General features: G+C 54.9%; 25 protein-coding genes and 4 tRNA genes. 25 read left to right on the top strand and 4 right to left on the bottom strand.

Going from position 1 to position 24,993, the window contains the following annotated elements:
- Positions 1-13: 13 nt before the first annotated feature.
- The 18 genes from RAK07_RS05925 to RAK07_RS06015 all read left to right on the top strand — a co-directional run bounded on the left by RAK07_RS05925 (position 14) and on the right by RAK07_RS06015 (position 16,442).
- Positions 14-715 carry a class I SAM-dependent methyltransferase gene (locus RAK07_RS05925; protein WP_305731915.1) on the top strand — a complete coding sequence of 234 codons (702 nt, stop codon included), beginning with the start codon at positions 14-16 and terminating at the stop codon, positions 713-715.
- Positions 702-1,421 (top strand): glycosyltransferase family 2 protein, encoded by a 720-nt coding sequence (locus tag RAK07_RS05930; protein WP_305731916.1) that lies wholly within the window; start codon positions 702-704, stop codon positions 1,419-1,421. Before RAK07_RS05925 ends, RAK07_RS05930 begins: the two co-directional genes overlap by 14 nt.
- Before the next feature lie 4 nt (positions 1,422-1,425).
- Entirely contained in the window at positions 1,426-2,253 is an 828-nt protein-coding gene (locus tag RAK07_RS05935; RefSeq protein ID WP_305731917.1) for an ABC transporter permease, read from the top strand.
- Between the two features lie 9 nt (positions 2,254-2,262).
- A complete protein-coding gene (locus tag RAK07_RS05940; RefSeq protein WP_305731918.1) occupies positions 2,263-3,552 on the top strand; it encodes an ABC transporter ATP-binding protein in 1,290 nt (429 codons plus the stop codon).
- On the top strand, positions 3,549-4,475 hold the full coding sequence (locus RAK07_RS05945; protein ID WP_305731919.1) for a glycosyltransferase family 2 protein: 927 nt from the start codon (positions 3,549-3,551) through the stop codon (positions 4,473-4,475). The genes RAK07_RS05940 and RAK07_RS05945 overlap by 4 nt, the downstream gene beginning before the upstream one ends.
- A 62-nt stretch (positions 4,476-4,537) precedes the next feature.
- Positions 4,538-5,248, top strand: a complete 711-nt coding sequence (locus RAK07_RS05950) for a DUF268 domain-containing protein (RefSeq protein ID WP_305731920.1) — start codon at positions 4,538-4,540, stop codon at positions 5,246-5,248.
- A gap of 37 nt (positions 5,249-5,285) precedes the next feature.
- Positions 5,286-5,990: a class I SAM-dependent methyltransferase gene (locus tag RAK07_RS05955; RefSeq protein ID WP_305731921.1), complete on the top strand. Its 705-nt coding sequence runs from the start codon at positions 5,286-5,288 to the stop codon at positions 5,988-5,990.
- Between the two features lie 192 nt (positions 5,991-6,182).
- Positions 6,183-7,223: a glycosyltransferase family 2 protein gene (locus RAK07_RS05960; RefSeq protein ID WP_305731922.1), complete on the top strand. Its 1,041-nt coding sequence runs from the start codon at positions 6,183-6,185 to the stop codon at positions 7,221-7,223.
- Complete coding sequence (locus RAK07_RS05965; protein WP_305731923.1) at positions 7,223-8,578, top strand: glycosyltransferase; 1,356 nt, start codon at positions 7,223-7,225, stop codon at positions 8,576-8,578. The genes RAK07_RS05960 and RAK07_RS05965 overlap by 1 nt, the downstream gene beginning before the upstream one ends.
- Entirely contained in the window at positions 8,568-9,368 is an 801-nt protein-coding gene (locus tag RAK07_RS05970; protein WP_305731924.1) for a glycosyltransferase family 2 protein, read from the top strand. Before RAK07_RS05965 ends, RAK07_RS05970 begins: the two co-directional genes overlap by 11 nt.
- On the top strand, positions 9,365-10,009 hold the full coding sequence (locus RAK07_RS05975; protein WP_305731925.1) for a class I SAM-dependent methyltransferase: 645 nt from the start codon (positions 9,365-9,367) through the stop codon (positions 10,007-10,009). Before RAK07_RS05970 ends, RAK07_RS05975 begins: the two co-directional genes overlap by 4 nt.
- A complete protein-coding gene (locus RAK07_RS05980; protein ID WP_305731926.1) occupies positions 10,006-10,806 on the top strand; it encodes a glycosyltransferase family 2 protein in 801 nt (266 codons plus the stop codon). Before RAK07_RS05975 ends, RAK07_RS05980 begins: the two co-directional genes overlap by 4 nt.
- A complete protein-coding gene (locus RAK07_RS05985; protein WP_305731927.1) occupies positions 10,803-11,684 on the top strand; it encodes an alpha-1,2-fucosyltransferase in 882 nt (293 codons plus the stop codon). Before RAK07_RS05980 ends, RAK07_RS05985 begins: the two co-directional genes overlap by 4 nt.
- Before the next feature lies 1 nt (position 11,685).
- A complete protein-coding gene (locus RAK07_RS05990) occupies positions 11,686-12,573 on the top strand; it encodes an ATP-grasp fold amidoligase family protein (protein WP_305731928.1) in 888 nt (295 codons plus the stop codon).
- A 318-nt stretch (positions 12,574-12,891) separates the two neighbouring features.
- Positions 12,892-13,686 carry an alpha/beta hydrolase gene (locus RAK07_RS06000; RefSeq protein ID WP_305731929.1) on the top strand — a complete coding sequence of 265 codons (795 nt, stop codon included), beginning with the start codon at positions 12,892-12,894 and terminating at the stop codon, positions 13,684-13,686.
- Positions 13,687-13,938: 252 nt separating this feature from the next.
- Positions 13,939-14,148 carry a type IV pilin protein gene (locus tag RAK07_RS06005; protein WP_305731930.1) on the top strand — a complete coding sequence of 70 codons (210 nt, stop codon included), beginning with the start codon at positions 13,939-13,941 and terminating at the stop codon, positions 14,146-14,148.
- A 29-nt stretch (positions 14,149-14,177) separates the two neighbouring features.
- Entirely contained in the window at positions 14,178-14,582 is a 405-nt protein-coding gene (locus RAK07_RS06010; RefSeq protein ID WP_305731931.1) for a hypothetical protein, read from the top strand.
- Between the two features lie 87 nt (positions 14,583-14,669).
- On the top strand, positions 14,670-16,442 hold the full coding sequence (locus RAK07_RS06015) for a glycosyltransferase family 39 protein (protein ID WP_305731932.1): 1,773 nt from the start codon (positions 14,670-14,672) through the stop codon (positions 16,440-16,442).
- Between the two features lie 70 nt (positions 16,443-16,512).
- On the opposite strand, the gene RAK07_RS06020 is transcribed toward RAK07_RS06015, so the two are convergent.
- Positions 16,513-16,589: transfer RNA gene (locus RAK07_RS06020), tRNA-His, on the bottom strand.
- A gap of 45 nt (positions 16,590-16,634) precedes the next feature.
- Positions 16,635-16,710 (bottom strand) — tRNA-Ala (locus RAK07_RS06025).
- Positions 16,711-16,819: 109 nt separating this feature from the next.
- Here RAK07_RS06025 and RAK07_RS06030 point away from each other — a divergent pair.
- From RAK07_RS06030 to RAK07_RS06045, 4 genes are all read left to right on the top strand, one after another.
- Positions 16,820-16,905 (top strand) — tRNA-Leu (locus RAK07_RS06030).
- Between the two features lie 218 nt (positions 16,906-17,123).
- The gene (locus RAK07_RS06035; protein ID WP_305731933.1) at positions 17,124-17,576 is read left to right on the top strand and encodes a prepilin-type N-terminal cleavage/methylation domain-containing protein; all 453 of its coding nucleotides are present in this window, start codon (positions 17,124-17,126) and stop codon (positions 17,574-17,576) included.
- On the top strand, positions 17,573-19,015 hold the full coding sequence (locus RAK07_RS06040) for a hypothetical protein (protein ID WP_305731934.1): 1,443 nt from the start codon (positions 17,573-17,575) through the stop codon (positions 19,013-19,015). The genes RAK07_RS06035 and RAK07_RS06040 overlap by 4 nt, the downstream gene beginning before the upstream one ends.
- Before the next feature lie 132 nt (positions 19,016-19,147).
- Positions 19,148-19,224: transfer RNA gene (locus RAK07_RS06045), tRNA-Pro, on the top strand.
- A 228-nt stretch (positions 19,225-19,452) separates the two neighbouring features.
- On the opposite strand, the gene RAK07_RS06050 is transcribed toward RAK07_RS06045, so the two are convergent.
- Positions 19,453-19,737 carry a Fic family protein gene (locus tag RAK07_RS06050; RefSeq protein WP_305731935.1) on the bottom strand — a complete coding sequence of 95 codons (285 nt, stop codon included), beginning with the start codon at positions 19,735-19,737 and terminating at the stop codon, positions 19,453-19,455.
- Positions 19,738-19,778: 41 nt separating this feature from the next.
- Positions 19,779-20,552: a Fic family protein gene (locus RAK07_RS06055; RefSeq protein WP_305731936.1), complete on the bottom strand. Its 774-nt coding sequence runs from the start codon at positions 20,550-20,552 to the stop codon at positions 19,779-19,781.
- Between the two features lie 429 nt (positions 20,553-20,981).
- On the opposite strand from RAK07_RS06055, the gene ilvD reads away from it, so the two are divergent.
- The 3 genes from ilvD (at position 20,982) to ilvB (ending at position 24,978) form a co-directional block, all read left to right on the top strand.
- Complete coding sequence (gene ilvD / locus RAK07_RS06060) at positions 20,982-22,640, top strand: dihydroxy-acid dehydratase (RefSeq protein WP_305731937.1); 1,659 nt, start codon at positions 20,982-20,984, stop codon at positions 22,638-22,640.
- A 205-nt stretch (positions 22,641-22,845) separates the two neighbouring features.
- Complete coding sequence (locus RAK07_RS06065) at positions 22,846-23,259, top strand: DUF995 domain-containing protein (RefSeq protein ID WP_305731938.1); 414 nt, start codon at positions 22,846-22,848, stop codon at positions 23,257-23,259.
- Positions 23,260-23,277: 18 nt separating this feature from the next.
- Positions 23,278-24,978 (top strand): biosynthetic-type acetolactate synthase large subunit, encoded by a 1,701-nt coding sequence (gene ilvB / locus RAK07_RS06070; protein ID WP_309550346.1) that lies wholly within the window; start codon positions 23,278-23,280, stop codon positions 24,976-24,978.
- Positions 24,979-24,993: the final 15 nt, after the last annotated feature.

The raw sequence follows: 24,993 nt of genomic DNA on the forward strand, positions 1-24,993 counted from the left end.
AACGGGTGTGTGCATGTTGCGTAAACTATTTGACTGTTTCTGGAACAGGTTTGTGCATCGTCCCAATACGATTGCCAATAATGTCAAGGTCTGGTCGAATTGGGACTGGTCGCGGCACGGCGAGGAGTGGTCCAATGACGCGGAGTGGAAACAAAGCTTGGTTGATCATGTGCTGCGCCATTACCTGACGGGACGGGAGACGCTTCTTGAAATAGGTCCCGGTGGCGGGAGATGGACGGAGTATTTGGCGCCATTGGCACGCAAGCTGGTTGTGGTGGATGTGACGCCGGTATGTATTGAGCTTTGTAAGGAGCGGTTCAGCAACTATTCACATATTTCGTACGTCGTCAATGACGGCTCCGATCTCAGCGCTCTGGGAGATATCCGTTTTGACGGCATATGGTCATGGGATGTGTTTGTCCATATCGCAGCCGCCGACATCAGGACGTACGTCAATCAGTTCGCACGGCTGCTGAATCCCGGCGGTGTTGTCGTTATCCACCACAGCAGCGGGGGAGTGAACAGAATCGGCTGGCGCAGTGATATGACGGCGGCCATGATGCAGGAGTTCTGCCATGAATGCGGCCTTGTGCTGGAGCGCCAGTTTACGAGTTGGGCGGACGGCCGTTTTCGTGTCTGGCCTGATCTCCCTCCGGAATTGAATCCTGACACCATATCCGTACTCAGAAAGCCTGCTGGGCATGCCGGAGGTTAGTGTCGTTATTCCCTGCTATAATCAGGGAGCCTTTCTTCTTGAAGCGCTGGAGTCGGTCATGGCCCAGACCTTCACTGATTTCGAGATTATCGTGGTGAACGACGGTTCGACCGATGCGCATACCCGGGCGGTCCTGGAGACGCTCAAGGATCAGCGGCTGACCGTTCTCCACACGGAGAACGGCGGCCTGGCCGCCGCCCGAAATCGGGGGATTGCAGTTGCCGGAGGCACCATCATCCTGCCGCTGGATGCTGACGACCTGATTGCGCCGACCTATCTGGAAAAAGGGGTTGCTGTCCTGAAAAACGATGCCGGTGTTGGCGTGGTGTACGCTCTGGCCGACCGGTTCGGGGCGGCGTGCGGCACCTGGCACTTGCCCGAGTTCTCTCCGGGGCTGCTGTTGAGGCAGAACATGGTATTCTGCTCGGCCTTGTTCCGCCGGGTTTCCTGGGTGCGTGCCGGGGGATACAACACAAACATGAAGTATGGCTGGGAAGACTGGGACTTTTGGTTGACGCTCTGTGAGATGGGGCTCCGCTTTGTCAGGATTCCGGAGGTCCTCTTCCACTACCGGGTCAAGGACGATTCCATGAGCGCTACGATGGGATACCCCAGGAAGCTGTGCATGATGGCACGTCTGCTGCTGAACCATCCCCGGCTGTATATGCGCCATTTGTTTCAGTTTTCAGGGATGATGGGAACCTGACGGTATGCTTCGTGAAGATGAATGGGTCATCGAGCCCAACCGCCCCGTCCTGCACTACTGGCGTGATGTCTGGCGCTACCGGGAGCTGTTCTGGTTCCTGGTCTGGCGCGATATCCTGGTCCGTTACAAGCAGACCGTCATCGGCGTTGCCTGGAGTGTGCTGCGTCCCGTGCTGACCATGATCGCCTTTACCGTGGTCTTCGGTCTGCTGGCAAAACTGCCCTCCGGCGACGTTCCCTATCCGCTGCTGGTGTTTGCCGCCATGATCCCCTGGAATTTCTTTGCAAACGCCCTGTCGGAAAGCTCCGGCTCCCTGGTGGGCAGCGCCAACCTGGTCACCAAAGTTTATTTTCCCCGCATCATCGTGCCGACAAGCAGCATCATCGTCAGTCTGACCGACCTGCTCATCTCCCTGCTGGTAATAGCCGGGATCATGCTTTGGTACGGATTCTGGCCCGACTGGCGGATTGCCACTCTGCCGCTCTTTCTGCTGCTGGCCTGCCTGCCGGCGGTTGGCGCCGGACTCTGGTTCGCCGCCCTCAACGTCAGGTACCGCGACTTCAGGTACGTGGTGCCGTTTCTGTTGCAGTTCTGCCTCTACGTCTCGCCGGTCGGCTTTGCAAGCCAGATCGTGCCGCAGCAGTGGCGGCTGCTCTATGCCCTGAACCCGATGGTGGGGGTGATTGACGGTTTCAGGTGGGCATTGCTGCGCGGCAGCGCGGAACTCTTCTGGCCCGGCATCCTGCTTTCCACGGCACTATCGCTCCTGCTCGTTGCTTCCGGACTCTGGTATTTCCGGAAAACCGAGCGGGTGCTGGCAGATGTGATATAGAGGCTGTTCATGGCTCCCGTTATTACCGTCGAAAACCTGGGTAAGCGGTACATCATTTCCCATCAGCAGGGGGATCAGTACACCACGCTGCGCGATGGCATCACCGGAGCAGTATCCTCCGTCTGCAGAAAAATTCGCTCACCCTTCACCCCCCATGTTTCAACGGTACCCTCTACCTCTGCTTCTGAAGATTTTTGGGCGCTGAATGATGTGTCCTTTGAGGTCAGGCAGGGGGAGCGTATCGGCATCATCGGGCGCAACGGTGCCGGAAAGTCTACCTTGCTGAAAATCCTGTCCCGCATCACCGAACCGACCACCGGCCGGGTCAGGATCCGGGGCAGGGTAGCCAGCCTGCTGGAGGTGGGCACCGGTTTTCATCCCGAACTGACCGGCAGGGAAAACATCTACTTAAACGGTGCTATCCTGGGGATGGGTAAACAGGAGATAGCCAGAAAATTTGACGAGATCGTCGCCTTCTCCGAAGTGGAAAAGTTTCTGGATACCCCGGTCAAGCGGTACTCCTCCGGCATGTACGTGCGCTTGGCCTTTGCCGTGGCTGCACACCTTGAGCCGGAAATCCTGATCGTGGATGAAGTGCTGGCGGTGGGGGATGCCGCGTTTCAGAAGAAATGTCTGGGGAAGATGGAGGATGTGGCGACTCAAGAGGGGAGAACCATTCTCTTTGTCAGTCACAATATAGGCGCAATTAAGCAGCTCTGCGGCACATGCTTGTTTCTCAAAAATGGCGAGTTGGTAGCACATGACACAACTGACAAGGTGGTAACGTCATACCTTGGCTCTGATCTTTCTACAGGTGGCCTCAACAGAGCCTGCTTTATCGGTACCCTCCTGGACGCGCTCATTTTTCATGAAATAGTTATCAATGGGATATCGAGCGGTTGCATCCACCTCAATCCGGACCGGAGCATTATCATTTCGATAAAAGGGGTCTGTAAGCACGACCTTCCGAACTTTAGAATAACCATTTCCGTATTCAAAGATGATGTGAGGCTGTTATCGCAGCATGACACGCAGACCCCACAATTGTTAAGGAGGGGAACGTTCATTTCGGAAATCATCATCCCTCCTTTTCTCTTGAGGCCCGGCGAATATACTGTGGCAGTTGGCGGACATAGAGATGGAATGAATGACTGGATTTGGGGAACTTACCTGAGAAGTTTTTCTGTTGTAGAAGAATGGTACTCAAATAACGATGCTGTTAATTACGGAGTTATAAATATTCCATTCAATGGAAAACGTGTAAATGAACCTTTAGATAGTGAGAGCGACAGAGGGTGAGATTTAACAATATCAGCTATATAATTCCAGCATATAACTGTGCTGAAACAATAATTGAATCTATTGATTCAATTATTGATGGGAATGTATCAGATGGCGATGAAATAGTTATTGTCAACGACTGCTCTACTGATAATACCGCTGAAACAATCAATGAACTAAACCTGAAATATTCTTATATAAAGGTACTGCATCATGTAAGGAATAAGGGAGGCGCTGCAGCAAGAAATACAGCAGTAGAGAACTGTACCAATGACATTGTTTTTTGTCTTGATTCCGATAATATTCTTGCGCCTCATTCCGTGAAGGCTCTGAGGGAGCACCTCCTGCTGTCAGGTGCTGATATCGCAGCATTCGAGGAGCTTCACTATTTCAACACTGTCAAAGAATGCGTCACCCATAAGTGGAAATTCAGGAACGGTTTAATTACGTTAGAAGATTGTCTGGCTGGTCCGATAACGCCGGGCGCCAGCGGCAACTATCTGTACACCAAAGAGAGTTGGCGCAAGGCGGGGGGATATCCCGAATTCGCCGGTGCTCTGGACGCCTGGGGTTTCGGCTTTCGGCAGTTAGCCACAGGTTCACGCATGACGGTGATGCCCGAGTCCTTCTATTATCATCGATACGGGCATGATTCTTACTGGATGAGGGATGCCCGGAAAGGAATGATGTCTCTCACGGCATTACAGATACTTATTCCCTTCATAGATTTAATTGATGAAAATGATGTGGACTATATCATGAGCAGAGAGGGGAGATATAACTGGTTCAGCCGTATGAAGGAACGTAATATCAGATTGAAATCAGGCGCCATTGGAAACGTAGGCACGGTAATCAATCAGAGCTGCGACGGTTCCGAGTCAGATTGCAACTTGATAATGAATTTGTTGAGAAAATTGAATAAATTTTGGTCAAACAACTAGGCGAGCGATTTATGATCTCTTTTTCTGCGACCAGAATAAAAATCTGTGCTTATCTAAGGTATATGGCAGATTTTCTAACGTTCCATAGGCTGAACGAAAAAGAGACTGCACGCTTTCCCGTTCGTTGGAATGACCGTCTTCCCTGTTTGAAGGATAAGACTTCGGCATCCGGGTTTGATTCTCATTATATCTACCATCCTGCTTGGGCCGCACGCATTCTCGCCCAGAGCCGGACGCAACTCCACGTGGACATCTCCTCTTCGCTGCATTTCTGCACCATAGTTTCTGCCTTTCTACAGGTCAGGTTCTACGACTACCGTCCGGCTGACCTCCGGCTATCCGGGCTTACCAGTGAAGCGGCAGACCTCTTGGCACTTCCTTTCAGGGACGAGAGTATCGAATCCCTTTCCTGCATGCATGTGGTGGAGCATGTAGGGCTTGGGCGTTACGGGGATCCCCTCGATCCGGACGGGGATCTGAAGGCGATCGCTGAGTTGAGGCGAGTGGTGTCTAGAGGTGGGACGCTGCTGTTTGTGGTCCCATTGGGGGGGACAGCGAAGATTCTGTTTAATGCCCATCGCATTTATACTTACCAGCAGGTCGTAGGGTACTTCGAAGGGTTTGAGTTGAGAGAGTTTGCCTTGGTTCCCGACAATGCTGCCGGACAGGGGATCATCGCTCCGGCTAGTGGGGAACTGGCGGATGCCCAGGACTACGGTTGCGGCTGTTTCTGGTTTGTGAAACCGGCTGATATAATGCCACGATCATCCTAACACTTTGCGGTTGCTACCAGTTTGCAAGAGAGAGCGAATGACCAGGTTTGGCACACAGAATGAGCACCGCAGGATCGAGTGGCTTAAAGCTGTGCTTCGCCGTATTCCGGCCGGAAGCAGGATTCTCGATGCCGGCGCTGGCGAACAGCGCTTCAGGGGGCTTTGCTCGCATCTTGAATATGTTTCGCAGGATTTTGCCAGGTACGACGGCAAGGGTGATGGGCGCGGCCTTCAGACGGGCTTTTGGGAACAGGCGGATCTTGATATCGTCAGTGATATCGTCTCCATACCGGTGGCCAGCGGCTCCTTTGATGCCATCATGTGCATCGAGGTATTCGAGCATCTTCCCGAACCGGTTCTGGCAATAAAGGAGTTTTCAAGGCTCCTTAAAGACGGAGGTCACCTTGTCGTGACGGCCCCCTTCTGCAGCCTGACCCATTTTGCCCCCTATCACTATGCTACCGGTTTTAATGCCTATTTTTATCAAAAGCATTTTGCAGACGCCGGATTCCGTATTGTAGAAATTGTGCCAAACGGAAATTTTTTCGAATATCTGGGCCAAGAGATACACCGTGTTCCGGAAATAGCGAACCGATATTGCCATTTCAAACTTAATTTTTTTCAAGGAATAGCTTTGCGGCTCATGCTGCGAGTTCTAGAGCATTGTAGCCACACTGATCGCGGTTCCTCCGAAATGCTCTGTTTCGGCTATCATGTTCATGCTGTGAAAATCCGGCAATAATCTTGGGCAAGTTCATGAGAATCTGCATCTGATGACTCTATACAGCCAGCATATCATTGCCAACCGCTCCTTCGGTAGCGGGGGGGCGTCGCTCTGCCGGCAGCCGGACAAACCAATGCTTGTTTCGTGTCGTTGGTTGAATAACCCCGTCATTGATACCGACAACCAGGTTCCGGCAGGATGGCAGTGGTTATGAACGCCCGTTCCGCTCCTCGTGTAACAGTGCTCATGGCAGTATATAACGGCGCCGCCTACCTGCGCGAGGCGGTCGAGAGCGTTCTTGCACAAACATTCGGTGACTTCGAGTTTGTTATTGTCGATGACGGTTCGACGGATGAAAGCGCCCGGATTGTTCAGAGCTATACCGACCCGCGTATCAGGCTGGTACGAAATGAAGGCAATATCGGGTTAAGTGCCTCGCTCAACCGTGGCCTTGAGTTGGCACACGGAACATACGTAGCGCGGATGGATGCCGATGATATTTCGCTGCCCAAGCGTCTGGCGACACAGATATCGTTCATGGATGCCCACCCGCAGGTTGGGATATGTGGAAGCTGGGTTGAGTGGTTTGACGACAGCCAGCATACCGGCACATGGGGGCTCCCGACTGATGATGAGGCATTAAAATGCTTGCTGCTCTTTTCTCCGTCCCTGTATCACCCAACAGTCATGTTCAGAAAACGACTGTTTGATGATGCTGCACTCAGGTACGCCACCGACTTTGCCCAAGCACAGGATTATGAGCTATGGTGCCGCCTTATGGACGTCTGTGCATTTGCGAACATTAGCGAGGTTCTTGTGCGACATCGCCGGCATGCACAAAGTGTCGGCAGCTTTGCCGCAGATGGTCAACTGGCCAATGCTACCAGGGTGAGAAAGCGGATGTTGCAAAAGTTCGGTTTTGAACCGACAGAAGATGAACTTGCCGTGCACACGGCATTGGCGCTGGGGAAACTGCCGTCGGATGAGAAAATGTTTCAGAAACTGCAGGACTGGTTGCTGGTATTACTGGACAGAAACGATAACCGCGCCGTCTTTTCTCAGTCAGCCATGCGCAGGCTGCTGGCAGAAAAATGGTACTGGCTTTGTCTTCACTCGGCGCCGCTTGGGGGATATGTCTGGCGCGGCTACTATGCATCGCCGTTACGTGCTTTTCTCCCGTTGTCGCTTCGGCAGCACCTGATGCTTGTGGTGGGCGGCAGGTTCAGGCGCAAGGTCGTGGTAACGAATTGATGAGGCTGGTCCAGTTCAATACCCTTGATCATTATGGCGGCGCCGCCGGTATGGCCACCAGCCTGCACCATTTTTTCAAGGAACGGGGAGCAGCGTCAACGCTGATTGTCGGGACAAAACTGGGAGCTGATGCCGCGACCATCGAACTTGGAGCTGCCGTGCGGCAGGCGGTGGCCAACCAGCCCCTGTTGGGCAGGAGCGTGACGCAAAGTGTCATCGCTGCCCTTTGCCTGCGTCGGCGCCTTGAGGCGGCCATGGGACGCGAAGATTTGGGAGCGCCGGAAAGCCGCTTTCTGGATACCCTGCTGCTGGACAATCCCGACCTGATACTCTGCCACAACCTGCATGGCGGCTATTTCGATCTTCGATCTCTGCCGGCGCTGGCGCGGCGCCATCCCGTGGTGCTGCTCCTGCACGATCCCTGGTTGCTGGCCGGTCACTGTGCGCACTCCTTTGATTGTGAGCGGTGGACAGACGGCTGCGGAACCTGCCCCTATCCCGGTCTGCAGTACGCCCTGCGGCGGGACAGCTCCCATGGCAACTGGCTGCGAAAAAAGCGGATTTACGAATCGTGCCGCTTGTACGTGGTCACCCCGTCCCACTGGCTGATGGACAGGGTGGAACGCTCCATGCTGAAGCCAGCCGTGGTCGCGGGCCAGGTAATCAACAACGGGGTCGATCAGAGGGTGTTTCACCCCGGTAACCGGGAAACGGCGCGCAGAGAGCTGGGGATAGACACGGCCGAGCAGGTGGTGCTGTTTGCCGCCAACGGCATCCGCGAAAGCGTTTGGAAGGATTACGCCACCATGCGCGGCGCCGTTGCCGAAGCGGCACGCATGGCTGACCGGCCAATCCGCTTTCTTGCCGTTGGTGAAGATGCGCCGCCGGAGCAGGTGGGGACGGCAACCATTACCTTTGTACCGTACCGTTCGGCTGCGGAACTGGCCTGCTATTATCAGGCGGCCGATCTGTACCTGCACGGGGCAAGGGCGGAGAACTTTCCCACCACAATTCTGGAGGCGCTTTCCTGTGGCCTGGCGGTGGTGGCCACCGCAGTTGGGGGCATTCCTGAGCAAATCCGCGGCTTGCAGCATGACGGGGACGAGAGCGGTTTGAACCGGTACGCCCGGAATTCAGCGACCGGCATTTTGACGCCTATGGGAGATAGAGCAGCCCTTTCCCGTGCCATAGGATTACTGCTGAATGAGCCGGACCTGCGGCGGCAGATGTCCGCCTCGGCTGTCCGGGATGCCCGGCAGCGTTTCAGTCTTGAAGGGATGGGGCAGCGATATTTTGACTTTTTCACTGACATACTTCACCGGAAGAAGGATTCACAGGTGCCGCATGGACGCTAAACATCTGTCGGTTGTTATCGGCTCATACAACCGTTGCCGCTTCCTCAAGCTTGCCGTTGCCAGCGTCCGTGAAGAACTGGCGCGGTCTTCCCTGGCGGGCGAGATCATCGTCGTGGACGGTGGCTCAACGGATGGCGCCCTGGAATGGCTGGTGAAGCAGAAAGATGTCATCACCATTGTTCAGCACAATCGGGGGGAGTGGGGGGGGGGAAAGATCGAGCGCCGCTCCTGGGGCTACTTCATGAACCTCGGCTTCAAGGCTGCCCAGGGGAAGTACATCTGCATGCTCAGCGACGACTGTCTGCTGGTGCCGGGGGCGATCAAAAACGGTGTGGAGCTGGTTGAAAGCAGGCTTTCGGCCGGCGAGAAGATCGGTGCTGTGGCCTTTTATTGGCGCAATTGGCCGGATCAGCAAGCCTACTGGGTTGGTCTTACATTTGGAAACCGACTCTTTGTAAACCACGGCCTCTACCTGCGCCAGGCGTTGTCGGACGTTGGCTATGCCGACGAAGAAACCTACCATTTCTACCATGCCGACGGAGATATTTGTCTGCGTATGCATGAACAGGGCTACGACTGTATTGATGCACCGGAATCGTTTGTGGAGCACCATGAACATGCCAACACGTCGCTGCGGCGAGAAAATCTTCAGCAACAGCAGACCGACTGGGCACGCTACTGCGCGCGCTGGGAACATCTGGGCAGGCCTGAGCGGGACTGGCTGGAGCGACACTTTGATGACACGGCCCGCACGGCACGTCTTTTCAGAAAGCAGTGGTTCCGGTTATGAAACTTCATCTCGGCTGCGGTCAACGCTACTTGGAGGGGTACGTCAACATCGACTTTCCCCTGTCCAGCCATACGGTACAGACGGAAAGCGTTGCCGACCTCCATACCGACATCACCACGCTCCGCTATCTGCCGGGTAGCGTGGCAGAGGTGCGGCTGCACCACCTGTTCGAGCATTTCCCCCGGCCGGTGGCCTGCGGTCTGCTGGCGTGCTGGCATTCCTGGCTGCACCCCGGCGGGCTCCTGCGTATCGAGGTTCCCGATTTTTCACGTACTGCCCGGATCGTTCTGAACCCGTTCAGCTCTTTCCGGCAGCGGGCGGTGGCGGAGCGCCACCTGTTCGGTTCCCACGAGGCTCCCTGGGCGGTGCATTGTGAAGGGTACACGCCGGCCATGCTGAAACAACTGGTCGGCTGCTTCGGTTTTACACCGCTGCGGCTGGAGCGGAACGCCTGGTGCGGTACCTGCAATATCGAGCTTTACGCTGTTCGGGAAGAAGGGATTCCCGACAGGGAGTCGGCTGCCGGTCGCGCCGACCGATGGCTGCGCCAGTTTTTGCTCGATGAAAACGTTGAGCAGCGTCTTCACGCAACCTGGATGGAACAGTTTGCCGAACAACTGGACAAAGGCTGGGCAACGTGACAACCGTTTCCGTAATCATACCCACCTGGAATCGTTCTGCACTGTTGCCGAAAGCTATCCGCAGCGCCCTTGCCCAGACCCTGCCGCCGCTGGAAGTGTTGGTTTGCGATGATGGTTCGACTGATGATACCGAAGCTGTTGTTGGTTCTTTTGACGACAGCCGCCTTGTCTGGCTGCCGGGCGAGCGGGCAGGGCGGCCGGCGGTGCCGAGAAACCGGGGGATTGCGGCCAGCCGCGGCGAGTGGGTGGCTTTTCTCGATGACGATGACGTCTGGTATCCGGAAAAGCTGGAAAAGCAGGTTGCTCTGGCAAAGCAGCTCGGCTGTCAGGCTGTCTGCGGCAACGCGGTTCGCCTGGTGCCGGGGCAGGAGACAAACGGCAACCTGCTTGACTGCCACCACGACCGTTTTTCCTTTGAGCACCTGCTTACGGCAAACTTTGTCATTTGCAGTTCAGCCATGATGCACCGGTCGCTGTTTGCAGACGTTGGCGGGTTTCCTCCCTCGCCCGCTTTGACGACCGGCGAAGACTACGCTCTCTGGCTCCGGGTGGCGACAAAAACCGACTTTGCCTATTGTGCCGAACCGTTGCTGGACTATCGCGATGACCCCGCATACAGTGTGCGCGCTAACGGAGTGGATGATTGCACCCAGAAACGTCGCGCTCTCAAGGATTTTATCGGGTGGGCTGACGGAACACAGGGAGACAGGGCTAAAACGAGAGCGGCAAAGAGACTGCTCAGGCGCCTGTATGTGGCAGAAGCCTGGAAATGGTGCCGTCGGGTGTGCATGCCATGATTGTTGTCAAGCTGATGGGGGGCTTAGGCAACCAGATGTTCCAGTATGCGACCGGCAGACGTCTTGCCCTTCGGCACGGCGTCCCCCTGAAGCTTGACCTCACGTTTCTGGAGGGAAACCAAGCCGGTAGCACGCCGCGCCGCTTTGCCCTGCACTGTTTTGCCATTGAGGCAGCGAAGGCAACCCCCTGGGAAGTAGCGCTGATGACCGGCCGCGGGACATCGTTCGTCCTGCACAGTGTTTTTGCCCGCTTGTCTGGCGCCATACGTGGTTTTTCGCAGTATCGGGAACGGTGGTTTCAGTATGACCCAGAGGTATTGTGTCTACCTGATAACGTCTATCTTGAGGGGTACTGGCAGTCGCCGCGGTATTTCGACGATAGTGCAGAGATAATACGCCGGGAATTCAACCTGAAAACGGAGCCGGAAGGGAAAAACCGCGAGCTGGCAGATAGGATTGACTCAGTCGCTGCCGTCTCCCTGCATGTGCGCCGGGGAGACTATGTGACCGATCCTGTTACCAACGCCGTTCATGGCATCTGCGGACCTGACTATTACGATGCTGCCGTAACGACCATGACTCAACTGGTAAAAGAACCAGAATTTTTTGTTTTTTCTGATGATCCGGCTTGGTGTCGGGAGGAGTTGAAGGTCTCCTTTCCTATTCACTACATTGACAACAACAGAAATCAGCCTCACGAAGACTTGCGTCTGATGAGCCGGTGCCGGTACCATATCATCGCCAACAGCTCCTTTAGTTGGTGGGGGGCTTGGCTTTGTCAGCAACCCGATAAACTGGTGATTACGCCGAAACGCTGGTTTAACGATCCATCTGTTAATACTAATGACATGATACCAGTTGGATGGCATAGGTTATAATGTGAATTTGCGTAAAGACCATTTTGGATATTTGCAACGCAAATATTTTACACTTGTTGAGCCGGTACTAAGTGATGCAGCATATGCAAATATGTTGCTCTCTCGCTGGTTCGGGAGAGGTAATATCAGTAATCCAAAAACTTTTAATGAAAAAATTCAATGGCTCAAAGTATTTCATCGAAATCTTGGGTATGTGAAACTAGCAGATAAATATGCTGTAAGGAATTTTGTCAAAGAAAAAATTGGGAATGAGTTTCTTAATGAGTTGATTGGAGTTTGGGATAGCCCTTTTGAGCTTGATTGGACGGCATTACCAGTACAATTTGCACTTAAATGCACACATGGATCTGGAATGAATCTATTGATAAGAGACAAGTTTTCCGTCGATCAAGTTGAAATTAATAAACAATTAAGCTGTTGGCTTTTAATGGACTATTCTAAATTAGGGCGTGAATGGGTCTATAAAGATATTCCAAGAAGAATTATTGCAGAGCGTTTTTTGACTGATTATGATGGGCAGATTCCTAAAGACTATAAGATTTTTTGTTTTAATGGTGTACCACGATATATACAAGTTGATGTTGATCGCTTTGAGAAGCATCGCCGTGCCTTTTTTGACACTTCTTGGAAAAAACAGCCATTTTGCTTGTACTGTGAATCCTATAACAATGATTTGCCAAAACCTAAATATTTGGATGTAATGCTTGATGCCGCGCAAACACTATCGGAAAACATGCCATTCGTCAGGGTAGATTTTTATGCCATTCCCCAAGTGATTTTTGGTGAAATGACATTTTTTCCGGGAAATGGAACGGAAAATTTCTATCCTTCGGAATGGGATTTACTACTTGGCGATATGTTGGTCTTGCCGCAAATATCTACGAGGTAGTACTCGGTGAATTCAAATTGCAAGTGCACCATTGAGAGCTTGTGAGAAGACTTCAGTGGGCGTCTGGTAACCAAGACACTTTCGTGGCCGCATGTTTAGCTGCTCAACGGCTCTTCGAATCGTTTCTCTGTAATGCTGCGAAAGCTGATTCCTCTCGGAAAATACTGACGCAACAGGCCGTTACAGTTCTCGTTGGCACCTCGCTGCCATGGTGAACGTGGATCACAGAAGTAGGTATCAATCCCGGTAACGACTTCCAGCTTTTTGAACCTGTGCTACCGTACAAGTCTGCCGCAAGGTAGTGGAGTGAACCTCCCGATGATGTCCCTTGTCTTTGTCATCAGCACCGTGTACTTGGCCCTTACAGGTGCCGGCCTGCTCCTGTCGGAATCGATGATCTTTCTCCCCGGTCCCTCTTCCTATGTCGACAGTTCTGAAATCATCAAGCTGCCCCTTGCTGACGGCTCCCGCATTTCGGCACGTCTGTTCGAGAACGAGGCGGCCCGGTACACGGTCCTGTACAGCCACGGTAATGCCGAGGACATTGGAGATCTTGCCGGCCTGTTCGCGGAGTTTACCCGACAGGGATTTTCGATACTGGCCTACGATTACCACGGCTATGGCACCAGCAGCGGCAGACCGTCCGAGCAGGGGGCTTACCGGGCCATTGAGGCGGCCTATGACTATCTGGTGACGGTGAAACGGGTAGCCCCGGAGCGGATCATCCTCTGGGGCCGTTCCGTGGGCAGCGGCCCGTCAGTCCGGCTTGCCGCCACCCGTGCGGTGGGAGGGCTGGTGATTGAAAGCGGCTTTACCAGTGCCTTCCGGGTGGTGACCCGTATCCGTCTGCTTCCCTTTGATCGTTTTGACAACCTTTGGCTTTTGCCGCAGGTTTCCTGCCCGGTGCTGGTTATGCACGGGCAGGCGGATGAGATCATTCCTCCCCGCCACGGCAGGGAATTGTACGCCATGGCACCCGGCAAAAAGGTGAGCCTGTGGGTTGACGGGGCCGGACATAACAACCTGTATGCGGTCGCCGGCGAGCATTACTGGCAGGCCGTGCGGCAGTTCGTCCGGCTGCTGCCGGAGCCGGGGAGGGCAGAGGGGCAATAATGTCGCTATATCTGTTTTTGTATATGTGACAATTTTTGTCAAAGGGTTTGACAATATATGGACCTGTGGTAGCGTATAACATCGGATACGGCAGGTAATGCATCTAATATCAGTGTGTTGATCTCTTGGCTTCTCATGGCACTGCTTTTGCTAAAACAAAAAATGTCTTAGTTTTTATCGCTATCCATCGGCCACCCACTGCCGTACATCACACAGCCTGAAAACAGGCACACACAGAAAGGAGAAGAATCTATGCTCAGCAAGATTCGGAACAGCAAAGGCTTCACCCTGATCGAGCTGCTGATCGTTGTGGCGATCATCGGCATCCTGGCGGCAATCGCCATCCCGCAGTTCTCTGCCTACCGCGCCAAGGCGTACAACAGTGCGGCACAAAGTGACCTGAAGAACACGAAGACGGCTCTGGAAGCCTTTTTTGCCGACAATCAGAAGTATCCTTACTAAACCTGAACTCTGAGGAAGGAGATGATATCATGAAAAAAGTATTTGCTTTGGCTTGTGCTGCCACCGTATTAGCCGCGACAGTCGCCTTTGCCGTCAAGGAGCCGACGTCTACAAAAGGTGTAGGAACATTTGGTACTGGTTACATGCGTCCCGATGATAGTGGCCAAGTGACTTTCAACGCCACTGGCGTAGGTGCGGATGTTAAGTTCAACGCCAAGCTCTCGGCCAACGTGTTTATATCACTGCAATCTGATGCGGCTGGTGCTTCCTATCTGGTTGCCACCGTGCATGGCTCCGGCAATAAGTATTACGCCACCAGTTCCGGAGACAGCCGTATTTTCATGAAAGAGGTCGCCGACCTTGCTGCTGACCCTGCTGCTCCTCCCACTATTGGGGCTACTATTGATTGGAGTGGCTGGACTGCTGTGAAATAGAGTTATCTCTCGATTTGATAAGTGTGAGCGAGACAAGCGGGGGTAAAAGCCCGCTTGTTCTTTTTTGCTCGGGGGAGCAATAGAACCATGCAGCAGAATAGTAAATGGGATAGTCTGTGGCGTGAAGGCCGGCAGTCCTGCCTGCTGCTCATCATGCTGGTGCTGCTGCTGTACTGGCCCGCACTGAACGACACCGTTAATACTGTTGATGACCCTCACATCCTGAACGCCTATGGCATAAACGGGCACCACACGCTTGCCCGGCTATTCCTCCCCAGTGGCCAGTTCTACTACCGCCCCTTCATCGAACTTTCTTTCTACCTTGACAATCTTCTCTGGGGGCTTGAACCGCGTTTCATGCATTTGGAAAATGTGTTGTTGCATCTTTTCAACACACTACTGGTCTACACAATAAGTAAAAGAATAACCGCCCTGTCAAGTGGGGGGGAGCGTATTCCGCTGGTAAGCGCGCTGATCTTTGCCCTGCATCCCATCAACACCGAATCTGTTAACTGGATAGCCGGCAGGACCGACCCCCTGGCAGCCGTAAGTATCCTGCTGTCGCTTCACTTTCTGCTGAAGGGGGGTGAAAGCGGCCGGGTGCGGGATCTGGCGGTTGCCGGAGCGGCGTTCTGGTGTGCACTGCTCACCAAGGAAACAGCGGTGATGCTGGCACCGGCTTCGCTGGTGCTGCTGGCTGCCCTGAGAACGAGCAGCGTTTCTTCCGAGCGTCTGCAGCAAATTACCCGCCAAGTGTGGTGGGGGTATGGCGTCATCTTCATGGTGGTTGCTGTTGTTGCCGGTTTTAGGGTACTGGGCCGACCGACCGGCAGTAATAACGCTTTTTCCATGCTTATCAGGCAATACGATCTGTGGCAGGTTGTCCGCGATTGTTTCACCGCCACCGGTTTTTATCTGAAAAAACTGTTGGTGCCCGTTCCGCTTAATTTTGCCATTGATGTGGTGCATCCGGCATATGCAATTCTTGGGGTGCTGGTGGTGCCGTTGTGCTGGTATCTGCTGAAAAGGCGAAATATTTTCAGCGGTTTTCTGCTTTCAGCACTTCTATTCATGATTCCGCCGGTGGTGGTGATGTGTGCCGGCCTGAACTGGACACCGGTTGCCGAACGCTACCTGTATATTCCATCGGCGTTTTTCGCCATTTGGTGTGCCGGCTGTATCGACACTGTTCTTCGTGATCACAGCCGGTCGCGCCCTGTGGCCCTTCTGCTGGGTGCCGTAGTCATGGTGCTCGCCGCTGTAACCTTTCAACGCAATCTCGTCTGGCGTGACAATCTGTCGCTGTTTGAAGATGCCGTAAAAAAGTCACCCCGGTTTGGTGATGTGCGTAACGACTTGGGGCTGGCACTTGTCAAGGCTGGGCGGTATGATGAAGCGCGGGAGCATTTTGAGTTCGCTGTTGCACATGCAAAGCGGAAAAGGCTGCAAGACATTGCCCGCATGAATCTGCTTAACCTGGATATGCAGGGAAAAGATGCTGCAGAGAAGATACGGATGGTTGAGCAGGTGAGAAATGAGCAGGGAGATTTTCATGAGGGGCTGCTGATTCTGCATAACTCGCTGCTGCGGCAACAATTGCGCGTTGCAACAAAACGCGAATCATGGGCCATCTATCCGAAGCTTGTGCTGCTGAATGACCTGCTGTACCGCCGGACCGCCGACCCCCACTACCTGTATTATAACGGTCAATATTTGCTGATACTTGGGGAAAAGCAGCGTGCGTACCAATACTTTGCAGACGTGGTGCGCAAAGTCCCCTTCGAATCAGAGCTGTTTGTGAATAGCACGAAGCTTATGAAGTTACTTGATTCCGCACCTGCTAAGCAATCGGTGCCTTGATGCCGGGGTATGATGGGTGCGTGGAATTAAAAACGGGGAGTTAGCCTGAAGCTAACTCCCCGTTTTTAATTGGGGTGGCCAGAGGGATTCGAACCCTCGAATGTATGAGTCACAGTCATATGTGTTAGGCCCCTTCACCATGGCCACCATAAGCGCTATGTGAAAAGCCGGCCTAAGCCGGCTTTGATTATTTGGTGGAGCTGAACAGGATCGAACTGTCGACCTCTTGAATGCCATTCAAGCGCTCTCCCAGCTGAGCTACAGCCCCACATCAAAAGGACCTTCTAATTACCAAAAGAGTTCAGGCGTGTCAATAATTATTTTTAGCCTTTCCGCTTGACGCTTGGAAGTTCATTCGAGTATAGTCTGCGGACCGTGCCAGTCTGGTGGAATGGTAGACACAGCAGACTCAAAATCTGCCGGGGGCGACCCCGTTCCGGTTCGAGTCCGGAGACTGGTACCACTGCTTGTAGAGTAGCGGCCCCGCACAACCTCAGATGTGCGGGGCCGTTTGTGTAGGTGCCCGACGTTTTCTTGGCTTCTTCCTGGAATTGCTTGATGCGTGGTATCTGTGTTACAAAATTGGAACGAGTTTTGAATACTTCCAAATTGCATGAATTCGGGATTCATGCTAGGTAGCCATAAGTTTCAACGGGAAGGTCGATACGAGGGGGGCACGGCATGCGGCGCACCTGTTCTGATACACACGGATTTACCCTGGTTGAGCTGCTGGTAGTGCTGGCGGTGCTGGCGGTGCTGGCTCTCATGGCTGTGCAGGTGCTCAATAGTTATGTGGTCAGCGTAAAGGTGGGGCGCACAAGTGCCGATATCCGCACGATTGAGAAAACCCTGGCGGCGTATTATATAGAAAAAAATCAGTATCCTGCCTCACTCAAGGATGTGGGCATGGGTGAGCAGAGTGACCCCTGGATGAATCTTTATGAATATCGGTTGCTGGCGGGCGGCGTGGAGGCGCTGGAAGACTCGTTGGGCATCGCGCTCAACACGGACTACGACCTTTACTCCAAGGGGCCGGATGGCGTCAGTGCCATAGCTGCAGGCGATGCTTCCGCGCTGGATGATATCGTGCGGGCAAATGATGGTCAGTATGCCGGGCCGAGGACAAAGCTATGACAGACAACGAAAAGGCATCATTCTTTGATTCCCTTAAAGCACCCGAAAAGCGGGAGCCGTCTGCTTCCCAGTCACCTGAGCCTGCTGTTGATTTCTCCTTCTTTGATGAAGCACGGCCGTCTGCTCCACCAGAATCACAGGAGTTCGCCGGTAAACCCGACCTTGATTTTTCATTTTTTGACGAACCCGCTTCAACTCAACAACCGGAGTCGCAGAGCACGGTGTCACCCGCTGCCACTCCTGGGGAGCCCTCCGCTTTCCTGGTTGAGCAGAATACCGCGGATAATGCTTTTTCATTCCTTGACGCAGCGATTCCACCCACGCCGGCGGAATCGCCGGAAGCGGACCGTGGTGACGGCGCGCTGTTCAACTTTAATGGCGTGGCGCCTGATGAAGTGATTTCGCCCGCCGCGGCTCCGGTCTCCTCTGTCGAAGCTGCAAACGTCGAGAGAGAAGCGGCAGGGCAGGGACCGCGTGTCATGGTCTTTACCTGTCTGAAATGCTCGGCAACAATACCGTTTCCTTTTCCTGCTGTTCCGTGTGACCGGTCAGCTGGCGCCTGTCCGAACTGCTCGGCACCGTTTTCCGTCATTCGTGAATCGAGCGCCCAGCGAGCCCGTCGTAAATCCGGCGAACTGTACTGCTGTACCTGCGGTAACGCGATCGATCAACGCGTGCATTGTCCCGCATGTGGTCACTTCTGCCCCGATTACTACCATGTGGAAAATCCGCAGGAGGCTCAGCGTAAGGCACGGGAAAGTCGTGCCAACAGTTTCAGGATTGCGTTGGCGAACTTTCGTTCTTCTGCATTCCGCCAGCGGGACAAGCGCGCTGAAGAGTTGCACCAGGCACAACGGATGCGGGGTGCTGCCAAGGCAGGAGCCGCGCACTCCGGACGGAAGCGTCTTGTTATAGTTGTCGTGGCGGCCGTGCTGCTGGCCGTTATCGGAGGGGGCGCCTTGCTGGCGCACCGACACAAGCAGGAGCAACGGTATGTCGCTGCTTACATAAAAGCTGTGTATGCTCTGCATATCGGGACAGAAACGTGTTTCACGTCATTGAATAAGATGGTGGCGGAGTGGAAGGCGGCATCGGAAAATGGCAGGGCATACACCCCCCGAGGGGACAATGATGCCGGTATCAGGCTGGTTAAGATCAACAGCGAGGCCACAAAGCTTCTGCAGCAGCTTCAAGAGGGAGTGCCGGTAAAGTACGAGAAGGCACATGAGAATCTTCAGGAGCTGAATAGGGAATATGTGGCGTTGCAGCCCCTTGTAACGGCACCGCCGCAGTCTTTCGAGCAGATAAATCGCAGGGTTGAAACTGCGGACAAGGCGGTCAAGCGAAAAGTTCAAGAGCTGAAGGCTGGATTGAACGAAGACATGTCACGGGAGCTTGACGAGGCGCGGAAGCGGTATCGCGGTCTGGCCAATTTTTAGCTCAGGTGTGACGTATTCCCCCGGTACTGTATGATTGAGACCTGATACGGATAGTCATCAGGAATTGAGAGCATCCGGCTGGCATTGTTTTGCTTTACAAAAAACTGTCAGTACGTTATGAAAGATACTTTGCGGAGCGTAGCGCAGCCTGGTAGCGCACCTGCCTTGGGAGCAGGGGGTCGAACGTTCGAATCGTTTCGCTCCGACCAAAAAAATCAAGGGGTTACGACGCAGTCGTAGCCCCTTTTGATATAAGAATTTCATACGATTTCAGACAGAGAAAAGCCCCGCCGGTGAGGACGGGGCATCCAGGCCGAGGGCGGCGGGCGTCAGGAGGTGTCGCCGTTAGAGGGGCCGTCCTTGGCGATACATTACACTTCCAGGGCCTGCATGCTGTAGAGCTAACAGCACATGGCTGGCACAGGCCGGCCTAAGTATTAGCCGTGCGACAATTCATACCGCACACTGCGGCCTTGTCCGATCCGCTGTAGCATTCCCAGCTCATACAACTGATCGAGCTCCCGAAATGCTGTGGCCCGGCTGCAGTGGGTCATGGAGGCGTACTTCTGGGTGGCCATGCCACCTTCAAAGCCATCCGGCCCAGTATCCAACAGGCGGTTAATGACCTTTTTCTGACGGTCGGTCAGTTTGTGCTGGTCATACTGCCGCCAGAGCTGTGACTTGGCAAAGACGCCGTTCAGAATATCGTTGGAGCGTTGCATTGCCCGGCTAAAGCATCCCAGGAACCAGACCAGCCATGCGGTTATATCGCAACCGCCTTTCTGGGTTTGCTCCAGGGTGCTGTAGTAGTCCTCACGCTCTGCCATGATCTATAATAGCGGTTTTGCTGTTTGTCATCCTGGGCAACGGCAAGGTCGGTGATGGCGCGGGCAATCCGTCCGTTACCGTCATCAAAGGGGTGAATGGTGACAAAATGAAGGTGAGCAATGGCAGCTCGCAGCAACCCCTCTACGGTGCCGCTGCTACGGCCCCGCCAGTTTAGAAACTGCTGCATCTCATGATTGAGTCGCTCTGAAGGAGGCGCCTCGTAGTGGATTTTTTCACGGCCAATGGGACTCGAAACCACCCGCATCGGCTCATCACCCGTGCGCCATGCGCCGGTAGTGATCTGATGCAGGCCGGAATAGCCGGTGGGGAACAAGGCAGCATGCCAGCCCCAAAGCCGCTCAACAGTCAGCGGTTTACTGAAATTCTGTGTGGCATCCAGCAACAGACTGACCGGATCATCAATCTTACGATCCACCGGCAGGCCAGCGGATGGCAGGCCCAGACGCCGGGCGACCGATGATCGAACTGAACGGGCATCCAACAGTTCACCCTCAATCGAAAAGGTGGTAAGGGTTTCTTCAATCAGCAGCTCTGCCTGGGCCTGCTGCTCAAGCTGCAGACCAAGCCCGGCAACCCGGCTGAGCAATTTGCCCTGCTGCAGACGGCATTCACCCAGTAACCCGAGTAGGGCAGAGGTGTCCCAGGTGAAGGTGGGCCAGTCGATATGTTGCCAGATGTATCGGGTCATGGAATCGCTTCATGAATCGCTTCAGATTTGTATGCGAATGTTTGTGTCACAAGAATTGCCTGCTGGCAAAGCAGCTGTGTAAAAAGCTTTGCGTAGTGTCCATAACGAACCTGTAAAATCGATTGCGTAACTGGCCAAAATCTCTTTAGAACCGAAAAAGCCAGTTATACAAAATCATTTACAGGTAAATTATGCCAATAAAAACAAATTTTTATAGATTTTTTTCTGTGGCCCGTTTTGATTTTTCTCCGTAGCAACATTGAGCAATGCGTCTCCCGTCGTGCCGATGTTTTTTCTTCCGCAGCCTCCGGTTTTCCTTTGCCGAACTGAGCAATTGACAGAAACGCTGGTCATGTATTAAAGGTCAAAGACCATATGCATACAGGCATGTTGTCGATATTTTAGAATCCATAAGGAGTGATACCTCCAATGCGCAGCGACATGATTACCCAAGGCCTGGAGCGGACGCCGCACCGGGCGCTTCTCAAAGGGACCGGTGTTCCCCAGAATCAAATGGACAAGCCGTTTATCGGCGTGGCAACCAGCTTTACCGACCTGATCCCCGGTCACGTGGGGATGCGGGACCTGGAGCGGTACATCGAGAAAGGGGTGCATTCCGGTGGCGGTTATGCCTTCTTTTTCGGTATTCCCGGTGTCTGTGACGGTATGGCCATGGGCCACAAGGGGATGCATTACTCCCTCCCCACCCGTGAACTGATCGCCGACATGGTGGAATCCATCGCCGAGGCCCACCGGCTGGACGGCCTGGTGCTGCTCACCAACTGCGACAAGATCACCCCCGGCATGCTGATGGCCGCCGCCCGCCTGGACATCCCCTGTATCATCGTCACCGCTGGTCCGATGATGAGCGGACGCGGACAGGCAGGCCGCCAGTATTCCTTCGTCTCCGACACCTTCGAAGCCATGGCCCGTTACAAGGCCGGGGTGATCGACGCCAAGGAGCTGCAGGTCTGCGAAGACAACGCCTGCCCCGGCATGGGTTCCTGCCAGGGGCTCTTCACCGCCAACACCATGGCGATTCTGACCGAAACCATGGGTATGTCGCTGCCCCGCTGCGGTACCGCCCTGGCGGTGTCTGCCCTGAAGCGGCGCATCGCCTTTGCTTCCGGGGAAACCATCGTGGATCTGGTGCGGAACAACGTCACCCCCCGCTCCATCCTGACCAGGGAGGCCTTTGAAAACGCCATCCGGGTGGACCTGGCCCTGGGGGGCTCCTCCAACACCGTGCTGCACTTGCTGGCCATTGCCCGCGAGGCCGGGGTGGAGCTACCGCTGGAGACCTTCGATATTCTGGCCCGTGAAACCCCGCAGTTGGCCTCCATGAACCCGGCCGGCGAGCATTTCATGGAAGATCTGGATGTGGCGGGCGGTGTCTCCGGCGTGCTGAAGCAGCTGGGGGACAAGATCAAGGACAATCCCACGGTTATGGGGCTCTCCACCCTGCAACTGGCTGAAAGCGTCCAGAATGTCGACGAGACCGTGATCCGGCCGCTTTCCAACCCGGTGAAGAAAGAAGGGGGCATTGCAGTGCTGTTCGGTTCCATTGCTCCCAAAGGGGCGGTGGTGAAACAGTCCGGCGTGTCGGACAAGATGATGGTTTTCGAAGGAACGGCCCGTTGCTTCGACTCCGAGGAGTTGGCCATGGCCGCCCTGATGGACGGCAAGATCAAATCCGGCGATGTGGTGGTGATCCGCTACGAAGGCCCCAAGGGTGGCCCCGGCATGCGGGAGATGCTGGCCCCCACTGCTGCCCTGATGGGGCTTGGCTTGGGCGACTCCGTAGCACTGATCACCGACGGGCGCTTTTCCGGCGGTACCCGCGGTCCCTGCATTGGCCATATCTCACCTGAGGCGGCCGAAGGCGGCCCGATCGCGTTGGTTGAGGATGGCGACCGTATCCTCCTGGATATTCCCAACCGCACGCTGGACCTGCTGGTGGACGAGGCGACCTTGGCCGCCCGTCGCGCAAAGTGGGCCGCGCCGGAACCCAAAATCAAGGGTGGCTGGCTGGCCCGGTATGCGAAAGTCGTCACCTCGGCATATACCGGGGCGGTAACGACGGCATAGTACTAGGTAACAATAGATTTTTCTTAGCCATGTTTCCCCCCCCAACCTACCCCCGCCGGGGGGGAGGAGCGTAGTCTTGTCTCCCTCCCCAGGAGGGGGAGGGATGGGGAGGGGAATGAGATGTTACACCGTAGTAGTTCATGATATCAGGGCCTTCCGGCCCCTAGACCCCGGCCCCTGGCCCTAAAACAAGGAGGAATCTGCCATGAGAAAGCTCGGTGTTCTGTTTGCTGCTTCCGTCCTGGCGTTCACTGTCGCCGGTTGTGCAACCGATGAGTCGGCCCTGCGGGCTTCCAGTTCGCTGCTGCTGTCAGCAAAAGAGGTTAAGGATATCTTTGTCGGCAACACCGTCACCTCCGCCGACGGCAAGACCTACTATTTTGACCGTAGCGGTGTCGTGGTCGGCAAAGGGGCCTACGGCGACAAGAACAAGGGGAACTGGAACATAACCCCTGAAGGGCAGCTCTGCTTCAGCAACTGGAACGCAAATTTTGCACCCAGCACCTGTTACAAGGTGTTTTTCGACAATGCCAGCCAGCAACGCAAGCTGGTGGATATGCACGGAGAGGTGCAGTACACGGTCATCAACATCCTGACCGGTAATCCCAACAATTTCTAATCGCATTTGAGGTTTTTTATGAAAATGAATGGAGCGCGTATCCTCCTCGAATCCCTGAAGCGCGAGGGGGTTGACTTGGTGTTCGGCTATCCCGGCGGCACCGTGATCAATATCTACGATGAACTGATGAACGTGCGGGAGATCAGGCATATCCTGCCCCGCCACGAGCAGGCCGGCACCCATGCCGCCGACGGCTACGCCCGGGCCACCGGCAAGGTGGGCGTAGCCATTGCCACCTCCGGCCCCGGCGCCACCAATACCGTCACCGGCGTTGCCACGGCCTACATGGATTCCATTCCGATGGTGCTGATCACCGGTCAGGTACCCACACCGCTGATCGGCAACGACGCCTTCCAGGAGGTGGACATCATCGGCATCACCCGACCGATCACCAAGCACAGCTTTCTGATCCGCGATGCCAAAGATATTCCGGCCATCGTACGCAAGGCGTTTTATATTGCCAAGAGCGGCCGTCCCGGTCCGGTGGTGATCGACTTTCCCAAGGATGTACAGATCAGCCAGGCTGAGTTCAAGTGGCCGGAGACGGTCGATATCCGCGGCTACAAACCCAACCTGGAAGGACATCCCAAGCAGGTGGAGAAGGCGGTCCAGATGCTGCTGGGCTCCCGTCGTCCGGTTATCTACGTTGGTGGCGGGGTGATCACCGCCGATGCTGCCGGTGAGCTGACGGAGCTGGCCCGCACCCTGCAGGCGCCGGTGACCACCACCCTGATGGGGCTGGGTGCGTTCCCGGAGAACGACCCGCTGTCGCTACGCATGCTGGGGATGCACGGGGCCTATGCCGCCAACATGGCCATGACCCATGCCGACCTGATCCTGGCCGTGGGAGCCCGCTTCGACGACCGGGTCACCGGCAAGATCGCCACTTTTGCGCCCCACGCCAAAATCATTCATATCGACGTTGATCCCACCTCCATCCGCAAGAACGTGCGGGTGGACCTGCCGATCGTGGGCGACACCAGGGACGTGCTGGTGAAGATGGTGGCCGAAGCCAAACAGCAGGCGGGGAAGGTGAAAGAACTCCACACGAATCTTGCCGCCTGGCATGAGGAGCTGACCGCCTGGAAAGGGAAGCATCCGCTTTCCTACAAGCAGAGCACCACGGTGATCAAGCCGCAGTTTGTTATTCAGAAGCTGCGGGAGCTGTCCAAGGACGATGCCATCATGGCAACGGATGTGGGACAGCACCAGATGTGGACCGCCCAGTTCTTTGAATTCCAGAAGCCGCGCACCCTACTGTCGTCCGGGGGACTGGGCACCATGGGCTTCGGCCTGCCGGCCGCCATGGGGGCCCAGGCTGCCTGTCCGGGCCGCCAGGTGATCTGCGTCTGCGGCGACGGCGGTGTGCAGATGAACATCCAGGAGTTGGCAACCCTGGTGCAGAACCGGTTGCCGGTGAAAATCGTCATCCTCAACAACAACTTCCTGGGGATGGTGCGGCAGTGGCAGGAGCTGTTCTTCGACAAGCGCTACTCCCAGACCTGTCTGGAGATGCCGATCGATTTCGTCAAGCTGGCCGAGGCTTACGGCGCCAAGGGGCTGAAGGCTGAAAAGCCCGCCGATGTCGAGAAGGTGATCAAGGAAGGGTTTGACTACAATGGTCCGGTCATCATGGAGTTCAAGATCGCCCGCGAGGAAAAGGTACTGCCGATGGTGCCTGCCGGAGCGTCGCTGAACGAAATGGTGCTGAACGCATAGGGAGGCAAGGAGAAC

Source organism: Trichlorobacter ammonificans, assembly GCF_933509905.1.
GTDB classification, from domain to species: Bacteria; Desulfobacterota; Desulfuromonadia; order Geobacterales; family Pseudopelobacteraceae; genus Trichlorobacter; species Trichlorobacter ammonificans.